This is a genomic window from Thermoplasmata archaeon, from assembly GCA_038851035.1.
Classification (GTDB): domain Archaea; phylum Thermoplasmatota; class DTKX01; order VGTL01; family VGTL01; genus JAWCLH01.
The window spans coordinates 28,072-43,992 of record JAWCLH010000005.1 but is presented as its reverse complement, the minus strand read 5'-3'; the positions used below and the strand labels follow the sequence as shown (position 1 = coordinate 43,992).

15 protein-coding genes and 1 tRNA gene are annotated in these 15,921 nt (G+C 60.5%); 7 read left to right on the top strand and 9 right to left on the bottom strand.

What is annotated here, in order from left to right:
• Nucleotides 1-894, top strand: coding sequence for a tetratricopeptide repeat protein (locus tag QW379_02575; GenBank protein ID MEM2869293.1), 894 nt, complete (start codon nt 1-3; stop codon nt 892-894).
• On the opposite strand, the gene QW379_02570 is transcribed toward QW379_02575, so the two are convergent.
• The 4 genes from QW379_02570 to QW379_02555 form a co-directional block, all read right to left on the bottom strand.
• Nucleotides 793-1,941 carry an NAD-dependent epimerase/dehydratase family protein gene (locus QW379_02570; protein MEM2869292.1) on the bottom strand — a complete coding sequence of 383 codons (1,149 nt, stop codon included), beginning with the start codon at nt 1,939-1,941 and terminating at the stop codon, nt 793-795. The two genes, QW379_02575 and QW379_02570, sit on opposite strands and share 102 nt — an antisense overlap.
• A complete protein-coding gene (locus QW379_02565) occupies nt 1,874-2,815 on the bottom strand; it encodes an HAD-IIB family hydrolase (GenBank protein ID MEM2869291.1) in 942 nt (313 codons plus the stop codon). Before QW379_02565 ends, QW379_02570 begins: the two co-directional genes overlap by 68 nt.
• Before the next feature lie 87 nt (nt 2,816-2,902).
• Nucleotides 2,903-3,907, bottom strand: a complete 1,005-nt coding sequence (gene rfbB / locus QW379_02560; GenBank protein ID MEM2869290.1) for a dTDP-glucose 4,6-dehydratase — start codon at nt 3,905-3,907, stop codon at nt 2,903-2,905.
• Nucleotides 3,908-4,078: 171 nt separating this feature from the next.
• On the bottom strand, nt 4,079-4,540 hold the full coding sequence (locus QW379_02555) for a dTDP-4-dehydrorhamnose 3,5-epimerase family protein (GenBank protein ID MEM2869289.1): 462 nt from the start codon (nt 4,538-4,540) through the stop codon (nt 4,079-4,081).
• A gap of 96 nt (nt 4,541-4,636) precedes the next feature.
• Here QW379_02555 and QW379_02550 point away from each other — a divergent pair, with 96 nt between their 5' ends.
• Nucleotides 4,637-5,119: a DUF835 domain-containing protein gene (locus QW379_02550; GenBank protein MEM2869288.1), complete on the top strand. Its 483-nt coding sequence runs from the start codon at nt 4,637-4,639 to the stop codon at nt 5,117-5,119.
• 220 nt (nt 5,120-5,339) lie between these two features.
• On the opposite strand, the gene QW379_02545 is transcribed toward QW379_02550, so the two are convergent.
• The gene (locus QW379_02545) at nt 5,340-6,503 is read right to left on the bottom strand and encodes a glycosyltransferase (GenBank protein ID MEM2869287.1); all 1,164 of its coding nucleotides are present in this window, start codon (nt 6,501-6,503) and stop codon (nt 5,340-5,342) included.
• Nucleotides 6,504-6,839: 336 nt separating this feature from the next.
• On the opposite strand from QW379_02545, the gene QW379_02540 reads away from it, so the two are divergent.
• The 4 genes from QW379_02540 to QW379_02525 all read left to right on the top strand — a co-directional run bounded on the left by QW379_02540 (nt 6,840) and on the right by QW379_02525 (nt 12,131).
• Nucleotides 6,840-8,033 (top strand): radical SAM protein, encoded by a 1,194-nt coding sequence (locus tag QW379_02540; GenBank protein ID MEM2869286.1) that lies wholly within the window; start codon nt 6,840-6,842, stop codon nt 8,031-8,033.
• Between the two features lie 52 nt (nt 8,034-8,085).
• Entirely contained in the window at nt 8,086-8,280 is a 195-nt protein-coding gene (locus QW379_02535) for a 30S ribosomal protein S17e (GenBank protein MEM2869285.1), read from the top strand.
• Nucleotides 8,281-8,367: 87 nt separating this feature from the next.
• On the top strand, nt 8,368-11,304 hold the full coding sequence (locus QW379_02530) for a DEAD/DEAH box helicase (GenBank protein MEM2869284.1): 2,937 nt from the start codon (nt 8,368-8,370) through the stop codon (nt 11,302-11,304).
• Nucleotides 11,301-12,131 (top strand): HD domain-containing protein, encoded by an 831-nt coding sequence (locus QW379_02525; GenBank protein MEM2869283.1) that lies wholly within the window; start codon nt 11,301-11,303, stop codon nt 12,129-12,131. Before QW379_02530 ends, QW379_02525 begins: the two co-directional genes overlap by 4 nt.
• A 66-nt stretch (nt 12,132-12,197) precedes the next feature.
• Here QW379_02525 and QW379_02520 read toward each other — a convergent pair whose 3' ends face one another.
• From QW379_02520 to QW379_02505, 4 genes are read right to left on the bottom strand one after another with little or no spacing between them, the layout of a single operon-like run.
• A complete protein-coding gene (locus QW379_02520; protein MEM2869282.1) occupies nt 12,198-13,469 on the bottom strand; it encodes an Ig-like domain-containing protein in 1,272 nt (423 codons plus the stop codon).
• On the bottom strand, nt 13,466-14,290 hold the full coding sequence (locus QW379_02515) for a CDP-alcohol phosphatidyltransferase family protein (protein MEM2869281.1): 825 nt from the start codon (nt 14,288-14,290) through the stop codon (nt 13,466-13,468). Before QW379_02515 ends, QW379_02520 begins: the two co-directional genes overlap by 4 nt.
• 12 nt (nt 14,291-14,302) lie before the next feature.
• Nucleotides 14,303-14,872 (bottom strand): adenylate kinase family protein, encoded by a 570-nt coding sequence (locus QW379_02510; GenBank protein ID MEM2869280.1) that lies wholly within the window; start codon nt 14,870-14,872, stop codon nt 14,303-14,305.
• Between the two features lie 4 nt (nt 14,873-14,876).
• Entirely contained in the window at nt 14,877-15,437 is a 561-nt protein-coding gene (locus QW379_02505) for an arginine decarboxylase, pyruvoyl-dependent (protein ID MEM2869279.1), read from the bottom strand.
• A 296-nt stretch (nt 15,438-15,733) separates the two neighbouring features.
• Between QW379_02505 and QW379_02500 the strand changes: the two genes are divergently transcribed.
• Nucleotides 15,734-15,816: transfer RNA gene (locus QW379_02500), tRNA-Leu, on the top strand.
• Nucleotides 15,817-15,921 lie beyond the last annotated feature (105 nt).

The window sequence follows — 15,921 nt, the reverse complement described above, 5'->3', positions numbered from 1 at the left end:
GTGCCCGGAGAGGCCGAGGAGCTGATGGCTGAAGCGCGCCGGGCGCTCGGGCGTGAGGACTTTGAAGCCGCCTTGAGGCTGCTCGAGAGAATTCCGGAGGGGGATTCGCTGGGCGCGGAGGCCCTGCACGAGAGCGCTTTTTGCCACATAAGCCTTGGCCGGCCGGCGAGGGCGCTCGATTGCTACGACAGAGCGCTTAGGATAAAGCCAGGGGACCCCGACCTCTGGAACGACCGCGCCTTTGCCCTGCTCGAGCTCGGGAGATACAGGGACGCTCTGGAGAGCGCGGAAAAGGCCTTGGAGCTCAGCCCCTCGCACTACGCCGCCGCTTGTAACTCGGCGCGTGCGCTTCTCGAGCTTGGAGACCATTATAGAGCGCTGGAGCTGGCATGCAGGGCCGTCGCTCTGAACCCGCTCGAAGAGGATGGCCTATTTCTGAGGGCTGAGGCGGCGCGGAGGATTGGCCGGAGGGATGAGGCGGCTGACTTCTACAGGAGGGTGCTCAAGGTCAACCCGCACAATATGCAAGCGGTCTACAGGCTTGGGCAGCTCGACCAGTACAGGGAGATGGAGAGGGCACGTAGGTGGGAGGGTCTGTGGGAGCGCTGGAGCGGGCTCGAGAGACTCCCCTTCGTGGTCGGCTTCCTCCTGCCCGGAATTTTACTAGTCTCACTCGGAGCTCTCGTGCCCACGATAAAGGGGGGCAACGTCCTACTCTTCCGGGGAATTTCGATATCCGTGGGCGTTGTGCTGATTCTAATCTCGGTGGCGGTTATGCTCTCTGGAAGGGGCTCAGCAAGGGAGGGCGGAGGCGAGCGCGCGGAGGCCTCTGCGAAGCGGAACGCAGGCCCTGAAGCCCAGAACTTTCTGGGCGAGCGTCGTGTCGGCCCATGAGTGCCTTATGTCCCCCTCCCTACGGCTGGCCCGTCTGACCCGCAGCGGGAGGCCGAGGACGGCTGCAAGCTCCCTCGCGAGCTCGCTCACACTCGTCCCCTTTCCAGTTGCGACATTCACGACCCTCCCATCAGCGGAACTCCTCTCCGCCGCTAGAAGGGTGGCCCTCACAACATCCCCGACGTAAATAAAGTCCCTCGTCTGCCTTCCATCGCCGAATATCGTCACTCGTCCCCTTTCCCTCATATCCTTCACGAACCGTGGGATCACGGCCGCGTACTCGGATTCGGGGTCCTGCCTGGGACCGAAAACGTTGAATAAGCGCAGGCAAACCGTCTTCAGGCCATGGAGCTCGTGGTAGACGCGGCACAGGTGCTCACCAGCTAGCTTCTGGACCGCGTAGGGCGATTTCGGGCACGGCAGTGTCGTCTCGCTGACCGGCGGTCTGGCGTCTCCATAAACCGCGCACGAGGACGAGAAAATGACCTTGCTCACGCCGCAGTGGCGCGCGGCCTCAAGCACCGCCAAGGTTCCCATGAGATTCACGCGCGCCGTTCCGGCGGGGTCTCGGACGCTCGCAGGAACTCCGGGAATGGCAGCTAGGTGGAAGACGACGTCCGCGTCCCTGAGCGCGAGTCGGAGGAGCCCTTCGTCAGTCACCGAGCCCCTGAGGATTATCAGCCCACGCCGGCGGGCAAATTCTCGCCCCCTCCTTCTCCCCCCCCTTGCTCCCTCCCCCGTGAGCGGGACTTTCCTGGGCCCTCTCGCGCACCTGCCGCTGCTCCCGCCCTCTCCCTCCATCTCGGCAGGGGGCCCCGCGAATCCTTCGGCGCGCCTCATGCCACCTCCCTCCACTCCCCCTATTGGTTCCGCATCCCCATCCGCGAAACGCGGACCCGCGCCGTGGGCGATGAGGTTCTCCTCTTTGCCTGTTGAAAAGTCGTCTACCACCACCACATCATTCTCCGAGAGTAGCGAGTCAACTATGTGCGAGCCGATGAAGCCCGCGCCGCCCGTGACGACGGCCCTGATGCCCCTCAGCCTCATCAAGACTTAAATGCCTCCCCCTTCTATTATCTCTTTTGTTTTGCGAAGAGAACCGATTAAAGAAGGCCTCTAGAATTTCGAGCGCGCCCTCGTAGAACGCTCCCCGCGACACATAGTCCGCCAGCGCTCTCATCTCCCCTGTAGCGTTTGCCGGCACCCCCACCTTGCCCCCCGCTCGTTTGACGAAGCGCGCCGCCGGCACATCGTTCTGTCCGTCGCCTATAAAAAGCACCTCCAACGGAGGAATTCGGAGCTCGCGCAAGAGGAGCCTCAGCCCCCTCCCCTTATCCGTACCGGCCGGGAGCACCTCTCCCGAGGCCGAGGTCCGGAATATGCGACACTGGACCCCTCTTAGCGCTTTTCTCAGGAAATCGCAGATGCGATCTATGTCCTCTTCAGTGTAGTCCCCTCCCTTCATGAAGCCTCTCGGATAAACGGTTATCGCGTGCCTCTTTTCCGGGTCAAGCTCGCCGACGGCCCCGACCCCCATCGCTTGCAGCCGTTTAAGGAGCTTGTCCCTCCTGAAGCCGGTGGGTCGATAGGTCAGTATCTCCCTGCCCCCAATAAAAATCGAGCATCCATTCTCAGCGACCAGAGGGGCTTCGGGGCTCAGACCCCACCTCCTCCTGAGCGTCCTCTGGTACTCCACGCCCCTCCCCGAACAGAGAATCACTAAGACCCCCTGCACTTCCAACCTTCTGAGAGCCCCGACAAGCTGGGCCGAGGTCCGGCGGCCGGACTTGTCTGTCAGGGTTCCTTCAATGTCCGCGGCGAGGGTGCGGGGCCATGGGATGGGTGATATGTAACGCGCTCTGCCCGGGAACACACCGGCGCGGGAGCCGGGCGACAAAGGAGCGGTCTCTGGGGAGGTCATGCGGGACATGGACGGGCTGGCCTTTGAAGGGCTATGACGGCACAAGGGGCCAGGTCCTCCGGAGAAATGGGGCATGGCCCGGGCGAGCTAGTTGCGCGCCCGGGCGAACCTTCCAGCGAAGTCCAACCTCTTCTTCAACAGCTTTCTCCACCACCACTCATTGTCGCGGTACCAGAGAACGGTCTCCCTCATTGCCTTTCTGAAATCCTCTCTCGGGGCCCAGCCGAGCTCCCTCCTGATTTTCCTACTGTCGACGGCGTGCCGGGTCACGTGGCCTGGCCTGTCCGCGACATGCTCTATCAAGCTCTCAGGCTTGTTGAGAGTCTTCAGAACGATGTCCGCTATTTCCAGAACACTGTGCTCCTCACCCGCACCGATATTGTAGACCTCTCCCTCGAACGGGGCTCGCTCAATTACTGCATCCAGCGCCCTGCAGTGGTCTAGAACATGAATCCAGTCGCGGGTGTTCCTACCGCTCCCATAGACGGGTAGGGGCTTTCCCATTATCGCGTTGGTAGTGAAGAGGGGGACCAGCTTTTCCGGGAACTGGTAAGGCCCATAGTTGTTTGTGCACCTCGTGATTGCAACGGAGGTTCCATGGGTGCACCAATATGAAAAGGTCAATCTGTCGGCTCCCGCTTTGCTCGCGGCGTAGGGGCTCTTGGGCATCAGGGGCGCGTCCTCCGCCGGAGGCCTCCTCCCAGCCTCGCCGTAAACCTCGTCTGTTGATATCTGGAGAAAGCGGCAGCCCTTTCTCTTCCTCACCGCCTCCAGAAGGACGAAGGTACCGTAGACGTCTGTCATCACGAAGCTCCCCGCCTCCAGAATCGAGCGGTCGACGTGGGTCTCGGCTGCGAAGTTGACCACGAGGTCGCATCTTCTGACAAGTCTCTCAACGACGCTCCGATCGCATATGTCCCCCTTCACGAACCCGTAGCCCCTCCTCCCCCGCAGGTCCCTGAGGTTGTCCGGGTTGCCCGCGTAGGTCAGCTTGTCGAGAACCGTCACGCTCCAGTCCGGATGGTTCTCGAAAATATAGTGCACGAAGTTGCTCCCGATGAACCCGGCGCCCCCAGTGACCAGGAGCCTCACGCGGCCCCACCCCCGGCTGGTCTCCAACCTGATTTCGTCTTTGATCGGGTTGGTGAATTCTCAGGGGAGGACGAGCTCGGGCAGCCCCCCGCCCCTCCAATCGCCTCCGGAGAGGACCCCAAGACCGACTGGAAAAACCGCCAAGGGGGGCCCTCCGGCCCTGAACTTCGTCTACCCATGTCTCACCCTCCAGTCATAGGGAATCTCGGGGCTGTCGTAGGGGACCCTGTGCTCGTCGGGCTTCTCACGGTTGTAGACCTCCGTGGGGACGTTGACGATGAGGGTGGGCTCGCCTCCTTCAGCCGTGAAACCGTGGAGCACGAGCGGTGGGATTCTAAGTAGAGTCGGGTTGAGCTCTCCGATGTGGAACTCATTTATTCTACCCCTCGTTGGCGAGCCCTCCCTCCCATCGTAAAGAACTACCTTCGCCATTCCCCAGACAGCGCAGAAGTTGTCTGTCTGCCTCCTATGATAATGCCAGGCCTTTACGACGCCAGGGTAGCAGGCGGTTACATATACCTGGCCGAACTTCTCGAAAAGCTCTTCGTCCGAGCGGAGAATTTCCATCAGCCATCCGCGCTCGTCCGGAATGAGCCTAAGCTTCTTCTCCCTCACCCCATCTATAAGCTCCACGGCGCTCACCGGATCCCTTATTCGAAAGCATAATATTTATCACTTGGCTTCCCATGGCGATAGTTAGATACCCCCCTAAGCGCTCTACCTGTCTGGATGAATGCGGCGGGTCCGAGAAATCTTGAGCCGGGGGGGATGTACATCGTGGATGAGGAGTTTCCGTGCCTCTCCGTATCGCTCTTCCTCGGCCTAGTCGGGGAGGGAAGGAGGGGGCTCATAATATCCTCTGACCCACCGGAGCAACTCAGAAGCGCGCGCGGAATTCCGGAGGGAGTGGGTGTGGTCTGGGTAACTGAGGCGGAAGCGCCGAGCGCACTGAGGCCATCGCTAGTTGACCAGATAAATGCAGTGAGAGAGAGGTTCGTGGTGGGGGAGGGGGGTAGCGTGGTGCTCCTCGATATATTCAACCAGCTGGTCAGCTCGAACGACTTCAGCACTGTGTTCAAATTCTTCAACTACATCAGAGATGATACTTTGAAAAGAAATTCGGTTGTGCTCGTGTCGATTGACTCTCGTGCGGCGGAGGAGAGGCACTTCAGGATGGTCAAGAGACTTGCGAGGGCGATAATAAGGGAGTAGGCCCGGAGAGGTGAATTCTAAAGCCCCGGGTGAGGTATCGGTGACCTGACCCTCGCCCCATTCAATGGGGAGCTAAACGGCCCGGGATGTTGATATAGCGGCCTGCAGAAGTTCCTCGGAAGAGCAGATAGGGAGAGGGGTTGAGGATATGATTCGAAAGGACTCGAAAGCGGTCCCTGCGGCCAATGGACAACGTTAATCAAGCAAGGGTAGGGGGCGCTCACCTGATGAACTCGAGAATTCTGCGCGCCATGAATTCTGCGCCGTTCATTTCCGCGGCCATCCTCTGGAGGCGCCGAGCGCGGGCTAGGTACTCCGAAGAGCGCCCGACGATATCGCTCAGGGCCTCCCTCATCGCTTCTACACTCATCCTACTCTGCTCTATTACCCTTGCAGCGCCATGGTCGCGCATGCTACGTGCGTTCCCCTCCTGCTCAGATTGCGTCGGGGTCGGTATCAAGACGCACGGCTTACCGAACCGTATAATCTCGCTTATCGTGGTCAGCCCCGGCCTCGAGACGACGACGTCGCAGGCCTTCAATAGCTCGAAGCGGTCCTTTGCCCAACCGCGGATATTAAGGTACTCGCCCCTCCACTCGTTGAGCTCGCTCCCGGGCTCGCCTCTGTCGATAACAGACTTCCTCCTGAATTCCGGCAGCACGCGGGTCAGTATCTTTATTAAGGGCTCCCTAGAGCGCCCCGGGCCGCTTATCGCTGCATACACGAAGAGATCCTCCCCGAACCCCCATTTCTTTCTTATATCCGCGACATCTGGCAACTCTTCGGGGGACCTCCTTGACACGGGGCCTGTGAAGGTGAGGCGTCTGAGCATTCCGGGGGGTACTTGCATGTTCTCCCGGGATATCGTGTCCGGAGGAGGGAAATCTGGGACAAAAAGCACGTCTGGGTCCCGGAGCCAGTGGTAGTTCACCCGCGAAATCAGCTCGCTTGCGAGGCGAAGCCAGCCGCCCTCCATCCACCGGGGCATCAGAAAGCGAATCTGGTTCGAGACAAAAAAGAAGGGGACGTCGAATTTATCTTCGAGGAAGAGGGTCGAGTAGCGCGAGTCGGAGACGATGGCGTCCGGTCTCTGAGAGCGAATTCTCTCCTCCTCATGCCTAAGGTGGGTGAGGAATATGCGTATGTAGCTTCCGCAGCGCGCTAGGCTCCGCCCCATTGCAATTGAGCCATCCTCGTTCTCCTCCCACATCAGAGCCGGCGACTCAAAGGAACGGTAGCCTGCCTCCGTGATGTACCTCTGGGCCGGTCCGTAGGTCGAGAAAACGCACTCGACTCCCATCTCCTTCAGGCGGTCCGCAACGGAAACCATTCGGCCGATGTGGCCCAGGCCTATTCCGCAGGCCGCTATGTAGACTTTCTTCAACCGGGACCCAACCCCTAGGGCGGATGAGAGTCCGCCCTATTAAGAAGTTGGGGAAGTCGACCGTTTATCCGGGGGGCTATCTGGCCAATTGGTTTCCCCCAACGCCCAATCTCGTCCAGCTTTGGGGAGCCCAATTCCTGAAGAATTCTGGACCGCTAGCTAATGGGACAAAAAACCGGGGATGGACTCCCGTGCGCCTTTCAACCATCCAAAGGGCTTGGGAGGCTTTGCGTTCTCTTGTTGACCCACCAACATCGGCTACCTGAAGACGATGGAGTGCGTAGCTCCCCAGCCACGCTATCTTTATCTCCGGGGAGACGTTTCAGCGCCCCCGGAATGACCGAGTTCTCCCTGAAAAGGTTCAACAGGGTCCCGACCCAGCTCTGGACCCCGATGTGCCGCCACCCGCGCCTTTTTCTGAAGATGATACGGGGGGTGTATCACAAATACGGGCTTTCCAAGAGGGACTACAGAAGACCTGACGGCCGGAGCGCCTCACTCTGGATGGTCAGCATCAGAATCACGCACCGGTGCAACCACAGATGCGCGATATGCGGCCAGTGGGGAGAACGGGGCTATAACAGGCTACCGGACGCACCCAAGGTTGTCGGCGAGGTTCCTCTGGAAACATACATGAACCTCGTGGATGAAGTCTCTCCCCTCAGGCCCCATATCTATATAACCGGGGGCGAGCCCTTCCTCTATAAAGACCTCGTTCCCCTTGTCGACTATATGAAGCGGCATGGTCTGTCTGTGCAGGTTGTGACCAACGGCGTCGGGCTCGAGAAAAACGCGGAGGAAATCGTGAGGAGCGGCTGGGACATGGTCTGTGTCTCACTCGACGGGCCGCGGGAAATCCACGACCGGTGCAGAGGGCTAAAGGGGGCCTTCGACACGATGGAGAGGGGGCTCCGGAGGCTTCAGGAGGTCAAGAAGCAGCTACGCAAGACGACCCCCGTGGTCTACACTCTCACCACTATTTCGGAGACAAATCAAGCGGTTCTCCTGGAGACACTTGAGGAGGCGAAGGCGCTTGGACCCGAGGTGAGGGCTGTTTACTACTCTTGGTTCACGAGCGAGGAGGTCGGGAGGAGGCACTCCGAAGTCATGAAGGGGGCTCTGGGGGTCGAGCCATTCGCCTGGAAAAGCTATGTCCGCGACACCTCTAAGATAGACACCGCCCTGCTCGCGAGGCAGGTTGAGATTATTAAAAAATCTAGGATGGACCCCCCAGTCCTCTTCATCCCTCAGCTCGAGACGTGGGAGCTCGAGACCTACTACCGCCATCCCGAGAATTTTCTAGGCTGGAAGAGGTGCCTCGCGCCATGGTTCCAAGTTGACATAATGCCGAACGGGGACGTTGTCAACTGTCGCGACTTCCCGGATATCGTGATGGGAAATATTCGAGAAACCCCCCTCCTCGACATCTACAACAATGAAAAATTCAGGGCCTTCAGGAGGGCCCTCCGGAGCGCACCCGATGGTGTCTTCCCCCTCTGCAGCAGGTGTTGTGGGCTGATGGGCTACTAAATTTATATATACAAGAACCCCAATCTGACGCCCCAAAGCGAGGAAGAGAGGAATGGGCCGCATCCGTCCGACCTATATAAAGCGTGTGGCAATCGAGCTACTGAAGACCTATCCCGACCAGTTCACAACGGACTACCAGCATAATAAGGCCAAGGTAGCGGAGCTAACTGACGTTAAATACGTAGGACTTCGGAATAGGATAGCCGGGTATGTGACCCACTACCGGAAGACCCACCCATTGACCTGATTTCTGAGTGAGTCTGGCTCTTAGGGCCACTTTCACCCACTTCATTGCAACCTTTAATACCGCGCAGAGCCGTGTGCTTTTCCGAAAATGTACGTGGAGCACCCGTTCATTCGGCCTGGTGTGATAGAGGCCCGGGCGTACCAGATCAGCATCAGCCGGGCCTGTGTGGAGGAATCGACGCTCGTGGTTCTCCCGACGGGCCTGGGCAAGACTGTCATCGCGGCGCTCGTGATTGCCGAAACACTCAGGAGGCGCGGGGGAAGGGCCCTTTTCCTCGCGCCGACCAAGCCCCTGGTGCTTCAGCACGCCCAGACGCTCGAGAGATTGCTCACCTTGGGGCCGATTCGGACCTTCACCGGCGAGGTTGAGCCCTCGAAGAGGGCGGGAGAGTGGAGGGAGAGCCCTGTCATTGTGTCCACGCCGCAGGTGATCCTGAACGATCTAGTCTCGGGGGCCCTAAACCTAGACGATTTCTCACTAATAATTTACGACGAGGCCCATAGGGCGGTGGGGAATTACGCCTACGTCTTCATTGCTGAGAAGTACGGGCCTGCGGGTTTGGCGCTCGGCATCACCGCATCGCCTGGGAGCACGGCGGAGAAAATTCTCGAGGTTTGCGGAAACCTTAACATAAAGCGGGTGGAAATCAGAAGGGAGTATGACCCGGACGTGAGGCCCTATGTCCACGACATCCGCGTTCACTGGTTGGTCGTGGAGATGCCTCCGGACCTGCTCAGGGTGCTCGGGTATCTGAAGAATGCACTTAAGAAGCAGGTGAAGGTGCTTCAGGATTTCGGGCTGATCCGAAAGGGCGAGAGGCACTCGGTGAAGGAACTTCTGGAGGCCCAGAGGGCGATTCGCCAGAGGATGGCCTCGGCCGGGGGGAGACCTCCCCCCTCGCTCTTCCACGCGGCTGCGGTTCAGGCGGCGGCGGTCGAGATCAACCACGCCTTGGAGCTACTAGAGACTCAGGGCGTCTCGGCCCTGAACAGTTATTTTCACAGACTCGAGGAGAAGGCAAGTGGCAAGGGCCACTCACGCGCCGCCAGAATCGTTATGATGGACGAGGACATAATCCGGGCGCGCTTCTTGGCTAGGCACATCACGATCGAGCATCCGAAGCTCGAGAAGGTCGGGAAGGTGGTTGCGGACCAGCTCCGTTTGAAGCCTGATTCTCGCATCATCGTCTTCACGCACTACAGGGACACCTCCGATACTGTCGCGAGGGTGCTGGAGGGTATCCGGGGTTGCCGGCCCGTCAGGTTCGTCGGGCAGGCGACGCGGGGAGAGGACGAGGGCCTCTCCCAAAAAGAGCAGGCGGAGCTGATTCAGCAGTTTAGGGACGGGAGGTACAACGTGCTGGTGGCGACTTCCGTCGGGGAGGAGGGGCTGGACATCCCAAGCACGGAAATGGTGGTTTTCTACGAGCCGGTACCATCCGAGATTCGGACGATACAGCGGAGAGGCAGGACTGGCCGTAGGATGCCTGGGAAGGTCGTCATACTGATGGCGAAGGGAACGAGGGACGAGGCCTACTACTGGTCCGCGCGGAGGAAGGAGAAGAGAATGATGGAGGAGCTGGACATGCTCAGGCGCCAGCTCGCCAAGAAGATATCGGTGGGTTTCCCCTCGATGCGCGACACGATGAAGTACATCGAGAGCGCGGCTGGAGAGGCTCTGGCGGCACCGGAAACCGGACCCACCGAACAGGCGCGCCCGTATGAGGCGGAGACAGAGGGGGTGACGCTGGAGAATGAGACCCCGATTGAAGAACCTGTGGTACCAGCAGGCGCCGCGGCTAATGGAGACTTAGAGGGGAGGAGCGACCTCGAGAGAAGCGGCAGCGCACCCGGCAACAACGGCCGAGGTGAAGGAGGAGCTGCGGGCGAGGGAAGCAACGGAAAGGGAGTTGGAGGGATGGGGGCTTTTTATGGAAGCGGGGCGGAGGAGGAGGGGAAAGGGCTGGTCTATTCCGTACATAGTGGTACGAAGGCGGGAGGAGGAGACGGTATCGAAGAGGCCCCCGCCGCAGGAGAAACAGCCCTTGCGAAAAGAAAGGAGGCTGGAGCCGACCGGCGCGCCGGCCGGCGCAGGAAGCGCGCAATTGCGGAGGGTGGCCTCGCAGGAATTGCTGGAAAAAGAAGCAGAGGGCAGTCCACCCTGCTCGACTTCTCCGCGCAGCTCGAGGACGCGAGGCCTGAGGTTGTGGTTGACAACCGCGAGCTCAGCTCCGGCGTGGTCCGAGAGCTATCGAAGCTCAACGTCAGGGTCTCCCCAAGGCAGCTCGCGGTCGGCGACTTTATCCTATCTGACAGGGTGGGGGTGGAGAGGAAGGAATCACGTGACTTCCTGATCTCCCTTCTCGAGGGGAGGCTCTTCCAGCAGCTCAGGGCCCTGCGCAATGCCTACATGAGGCCCCTGCTCCTGATCGAAGGTGAGAGCCCCCTGACGAGCGGCGGCCTGAGCAGGGAATCGGTTCTGGGGGCCGTTGCCTCGGTTCTCGTCGACTACGGCGTTCCCATCGTCTTCACCCGTGACGAGAGGGAGACCGCAGAGCTCCTCGCGGCGATAGCGCGCAGGGAGAGGGGAGAGGGCAGGATGCCGGCCGTCAGGGGCGAGAAGGGCGCGATGTCGCTGGCGGAGAGACAGCAGTTCATCGTCGAGGGTCTTCCCCACGTATCCGGTGTGCTCTCCCAGAGGCTGCTTGCGCACTTCGGGAGCGTGGAGGGGGTCTTCCGCGCCTCTCCGGAGGAGCTGGCGCGGGTCAAGGGCGTCGGGAGGAAGACTGCGGAGGAGCTCGTGAGGGTGATCAGGGCGCCATATCTCGCATCCCGGGTGGAGGAAAAGGGGAGGGAGGGGGAAATGATGACAGTGGAAGAAAGTGGGAAAGGGGCCGTGGAGGAGGCGGGGGCTGACTCTAGTAGCGCGACGGTCAGAACCGGGAACCGGGAGAATGACACGATTTCGGCCGTGAAAAAAAAGGACGAGGAAAAGGACGGAGGCGTCGGGGGGGAGTCACGGTGACGAAGGAGAAAAGACCTGGGTATATTCATATGGGGATGAAGGCTAGGGGCGAACTCGGCGAGATGATCCGGGGCAACAGGAAGGCGCTCAGACTGCTGGAGAGGCTCGAGGGCGATGAGTACATCCAGGGGCTTCTAGAGATGGCGAACATCGTCGTCGTCGGCAGGCTCGGTTACAACGACCACGGCCTTACTCACTCGCGCATCGTTGCCCGGAACGCGCTACGAATTCTAAGGCTTCTGAGGGAGGGGGGCGTCCAGCCCAACATAGAAAAGGAAAAAACGGGGAGCTTAGAGGACGCGGAGTGCGTGGTGATGGCGGCGGCATACCTGCACGACTTGGGGAACGCGATTCACAGGAACGTTCACTACCTCCACACCCTCGTCCTCTGCGAGGACTTCCTCGATTCGGCATACATGGACCTCTACGGGAGTGAGAGGAGGAGGCTGGCGCGCCTGAAGTGCGCGACCTTAGAGGCCATTTACACACACGACGAGGAAGTGGAGGCGATAAGCGTCGAGGGAGGCTGTGTGAAGGTCGGGGACGGGACCGACATGGCAGGCGGGAGGGCCCGCATACCTTTTCAGAGGGGGAAAAAAGACATCCACTCGATATCCGCGCTGGCAATAAACGACGTTAGAATTATAAAAGGCGAGGAGAAGCCCGTTAGAATCGAGGTCGAGATGAGCTGCTCGGCCGGCATCTTCCAGATTCAGAACGTCCTCGGAGGAAAGATAAGGACTTCAGGAATCAAGCAGCATTTCGAGGTGGTGGGCATAGTCAACGCCCGCGATAGGGACCAGATATTCGAGAGAATAGAACTTTGAGACCGACGGAGCTACTAGCCCAGGGCCTGCCCTCTCACCGCATCGGCCCATCTTCCCATCCGGCCCTCAACTTCGGCCATCATTTCGGGCCGGGGCGTATCCCGATTCCTCGGAGTTCCCGCATTCCTTCAGCTCCCCGGGTGCCCAGCGTTTCGGCGGGCTGACCTCCCCCCTCTTTCTCCTTCCGTATACCACGCCCGCCGCGGCGGCGGCGATGAAATAAACAGCGAGTGGGACGAGGTCGATGATGCCGACGCCCCGGAGCGCAACCGCGGTCACATTCCACCTCTGGAGGGCCGTTGCGTTGCCATCAGACACTATCACCTCGACAACGTGCTCTCCAGCCGATTCAATTTTAATAATCGCCCACGGCTCATCTTCACCGACTGGCAGGCCGTCCAGACTCCAGGAGAAGCCCAGTGCTTCGCCGTCAGGGTCGAGGGCCTCAATGCTGAAGTTGAGCGCCTCACCCTCCCCACAGCTCAGGTTGAACTCGCGCGGCCTGTGTGATATGACCGAGGGCGGCCGGTTGGGCGGTCTGACCTCAACAGACCATAGGCGCAGGTCCAGAGTTTCATCCCCCCTGACCACCCTCGCTTCGACGGAATGGTTTCCTGCTGAGCCGGGGGGGAATGAGTGGCAGAATGAGAGGTTGCCCTTTCCAGCCGCCCAAAGCTCTCCGTCCACCAGCCAGAGCACGGCCTCGGCCCCGCTCCCGCCCTCGAGTGTGACAGCGAATTCAATCAACTCTCCTTCAATGGCGTCGGTTCGGCCGAACGCTGGCAGCGCACTGGATATTCTGGCCGGTGGGGGTGTGTTGTCCACGATGACTCTGATCTCCGCAAAAGCCTCTGCAGTCCCGTCCGAGACCCTTGCGCGCAGGACATGCTCACCATCGCCGGAGGCGAAGGTGCTCCACACCCAGCTCCAACTCCGGTTACCCGCCGCCGCGGACCAGGGACCGCCGTCAATGGAGACCTGAACCACAAGCGCGGCACCCTGAGGGCCGGACGCCTCGCCCGTAACGCAGACCTCACCCCCGACCACGCTCCCGTTAGCGGGGAAGGTGATGGCAATGTATAGCTCAGGTGAACCGGCGCGGGAGCCATCTGGAGAGGCGGCGGTCGCGTGGGACGGGAGCGGGAACAGGAGAAGGAGAATCAGGAGAATGACGCAAACGAGGGCAGGAGCGTGGGCATGAAACGACGAGTAAGGGAAGGGATGCGTGGTCTGGGGAGCGGGCCGTGGGGGGTTGTATCGGAAGCCTCCGGGAGCGTTCAGTTCCAGAGGCGGACCGCTACCGCTAAGGGCCTCTGTACGGCTCGCGTTTCCATTCATTTCCCCTCATCACCCCTTTCATCTCCTCCCGGTCTCCCGTTCCCTCCCTCCCGGCTAGTGGGGCCCCTCCTCATCCTCTCACGCCTCTCCCTGCGCGCCCCATGTTTCCCAAGGTCCTTCCTGTCGCCTCCTTCTCCCCTCTCACGCTCACTCAGCTCGTTCCAGGTGCTCACGGCGCGCTGGACGGCGGTGGTGTGGCCGGCGACGGCGAACCATATCATCATCAGCTCGATAATCGAGAGAGCCACAGGGAAGCCAGCGACGGTGAAGTGCATCCTGTGGTCCGAAGCGATCCAGCCTATCCACTCCGACATCTCCACGCCCATCTGAGCGAGTGGTGCCGCTATTAAAAGAACGAGCCTGTCGGCTCGGGCGAGCATTCCGCTGTAGTTCCTCCTCACCCCGACCGCCTGCGCCTGCGTCCCCATGTATGAGGCAAAGACGACACCCAAAATCGCCAAAAGGCCGATGCGAAAGTCGCAGAAGGGGCTAACCGATATCCCGCCGATTATCGCAACATCGGCATACCTGTCGAGAACATGGTCGAGGAAGTCACCACGCCTTGACTCCATCCTGCGCATCCGCGCCACCCGACCATCGAGGGCGTCGAAGAGGGCGCTCAGGAATATCATGGCACTGCCAGGGAGGAGGATATAGACACCTCCGCCGCCCAGATAGGATGTTGCATGGAAGGTCAGGCCCGCGATGACGGCAAAGAAAAAGGCGAGCCAAGTCATCGTGTTGGGGTGGGTGTGGACGAACCACCTCGCAACAGGGGTTAGGTAGGGCTCAGCCTGCTCCCTATACTCCTCCAGCACCATTGGGCTCCCCGGTCAGTCCCGGGCTGGGTTATTTCTTATGTAATAATTATGGTTTCGCAGCACGTCGTCCGAGAAGTCCACGCTGCCTGGAGGGCGACCTCCCCTGAAGCCCCGGCGCGCGATTTTCGCTATCTCGAGGGCAAGACTGCGTGGGCTCCTGCGCGTCGCGTCCAGCTCCACCACACTCCTCTTCCCGAGCCGCCCGACCGCTTCGATCGTTATTGTGTCCAGCGCCTCTGCTAGGCTGTTCTCCCTGACCTTGGCCTCTGGGTAGCCCCTCGCCCTCAGCCTTCGCCTGAGGACTCGCGGGCTGCACCTGAGCACGACCGCCCTGTCAACATCGAGAAGGTGCGAGAGGTGCCCCTCGAGGAAGACCCTCCCTCCGGAGAACTCCCTCCGCACGACCTTGTTCAGGCGGTGGAGGTCGACCTCCCGAGTCCTCCTCCGCCGGTCGCTCCTCCCGAGAAGGCCACGCTGGCGGGCGAGCTCGTTCAGGTCCACAACCTTCTCCCCAAGCCCGCGCAGCTCCCGGGCCACCGAGCTCTTGCCGGTGCCGGGGGTCCCACTCAGCGCTACTCTCATGCTTTCAAAGAATGAAGACCGCCGCGGCTATGGCAGTGGTCCAGAGGCCGTTCTTGTCGCAGACCGCGCTCTGAGTGATGTTGCGCGTCTTGACCGGTTTTCCTCCTATCGTGAAGATGTCCTTTTGCTCGTCGTAGTCCTTGGTCATGTCTAGCTGAATTCCGTGCATACTCGCGAGCATGTAGGCCGCGAGGTCCTCGGCGTAATCCCCCGCCATCTGCTCGTTCTGCCCGAAAGCGTGGTGCTCGCTTAAATAGCCGAAGGCAGAGGAGTCCAGAGGCATCGAGGCCCCTATGGAGGCCGCGATCAGGCGGTTGGGCTCATTGCCGGCGCATTCGCTCATCACGACATAGACTATCTGCCCGGGTTGGAGTTCCTTCAGACCTTCCTCCTTGCTCACGAGCTTACAGTGGGGCGGTAGGATGGAGGAGACGCGCACGAGATTGAATTTCTCGATGCCGGCGTCCCTGAGAGCCATTTCGAAGCTCGTCAGCTTCTCCTTGTGCTTACCTACACCTTTGACGAAGAAGACCTTCTTGGGGACGTGGGAGCCTCCCTCGAGCATGATGGTGCATTGGAATTTCCTGGCTTAAAGATATCTTCCGGCCGGCCCGGAGACCACCCGAACTCCGCCCGCTTTTCTCCCCCTTCTATTCCCGCGGCTCCGGGTTTTAACTGCATCAACCGGGGGAAGCGAGGTGAGGCCCCTGTCGCTCGATTCTCTCCCACTAGCGCGGCGGGGGACTCGGCGGGGAGACCAGTGCAACCGACCCGTGCGAGGGGCCAACCCGCTGGGCCCCGCGATGGTGTTCTTGGGGCGGCTCAAAACAGTTATATCGTCCGCGCCTCATCACGCGCCGCGCGGGGGTACCCGAGCGGTCAAAGGGGCAGGCCTTAGGAGCCTGTGGCGTAGGCCTTCAGGAGTTCAAATCTCCTCCCCCGCACTCCGATACCACCCGGTAAAGGTTCTCGTCATTGGGAGCGGCGGTCTATATATTGCGGCGAGTAGTGCGGCCCGGAGCGCAGTAAGGATTTTGGAGCTGGCGGAG

Excerpts from the sequence above, each read along its gene's own strand:
- QW379_02550 (MEM2869288.1), top strand. The coding sequence starts at position 4,637 with ATGAATGCGGCGGGTCCGAGAAATCTTGAGCCGGGGGGGATGTACATC.
- QW379_02515 (MEM2869281.1), bottom strand. The coding sequence starts at position 14,290 with ATGGTGCTGGAGGAGTATAGGGAGCAGGCTGAGCCCTACCTAACCCCT.
- QW379_02510 (MEM2869280.1), bottom strand. The coding sequence starts at position 14,872 with ATGAGAGTAGCGCTGAGTGGGACCCCCGGCACCGGCAAGAGCTCGGTG.
- QW379_02540 (MEM2869286.1), top strand. The coding sequence starts at position 6,840 with ATGACCGAGTTCTCCCTGAAAAGGTTCAACAGGGTCCCGACCCAGCTC.
- QW379_02535 (MEM2869285.1), top strand. The coding sequence starts at position 8,086 with ATGGGCCGCATCCGTCCGACCTATATAAAGCGTGTGGCAATCGAGCTA.
- QW379_02565 (MEM2869291.1), bottom strand. The coding sequence starts at position 2,815 with ATGACCTCCCCAGAGACCGCTCCTTTGTCGCCCGGCTCCCGCGCCGGT.
- QW379_02530 (MEM2869284.1), top strand. The coding sequence starts at position 8,368 with ATGTACGTGGAGCACCCGTTCATTCGGCCTGGTGTGATAGAGGCCCGG.
- QW379_02505 (MEM2869279.1), bottom strand. The coding sequence starts at position 15,437 with ATGCTCGAGGGAGGCTCCCACGTCCCCAAGAAGGTCTTCTTCGTCAAA.
- QW379_02570 (MEM2869292.1), bottom strand. The coding sequence starts at position 1,941 with ATGAGGCTGAGGGGCATCAGGGCCGTCGTCACGGGCGGCGCGGGCTTC.
- QW379_02520 (MEM2869282.1), bottom strand. The coding sequence starts at position 13,469 with ATGAATGGAAACGCGAGCCGTACAGAGGCCCTTAGCGGTAGCGGTCCG.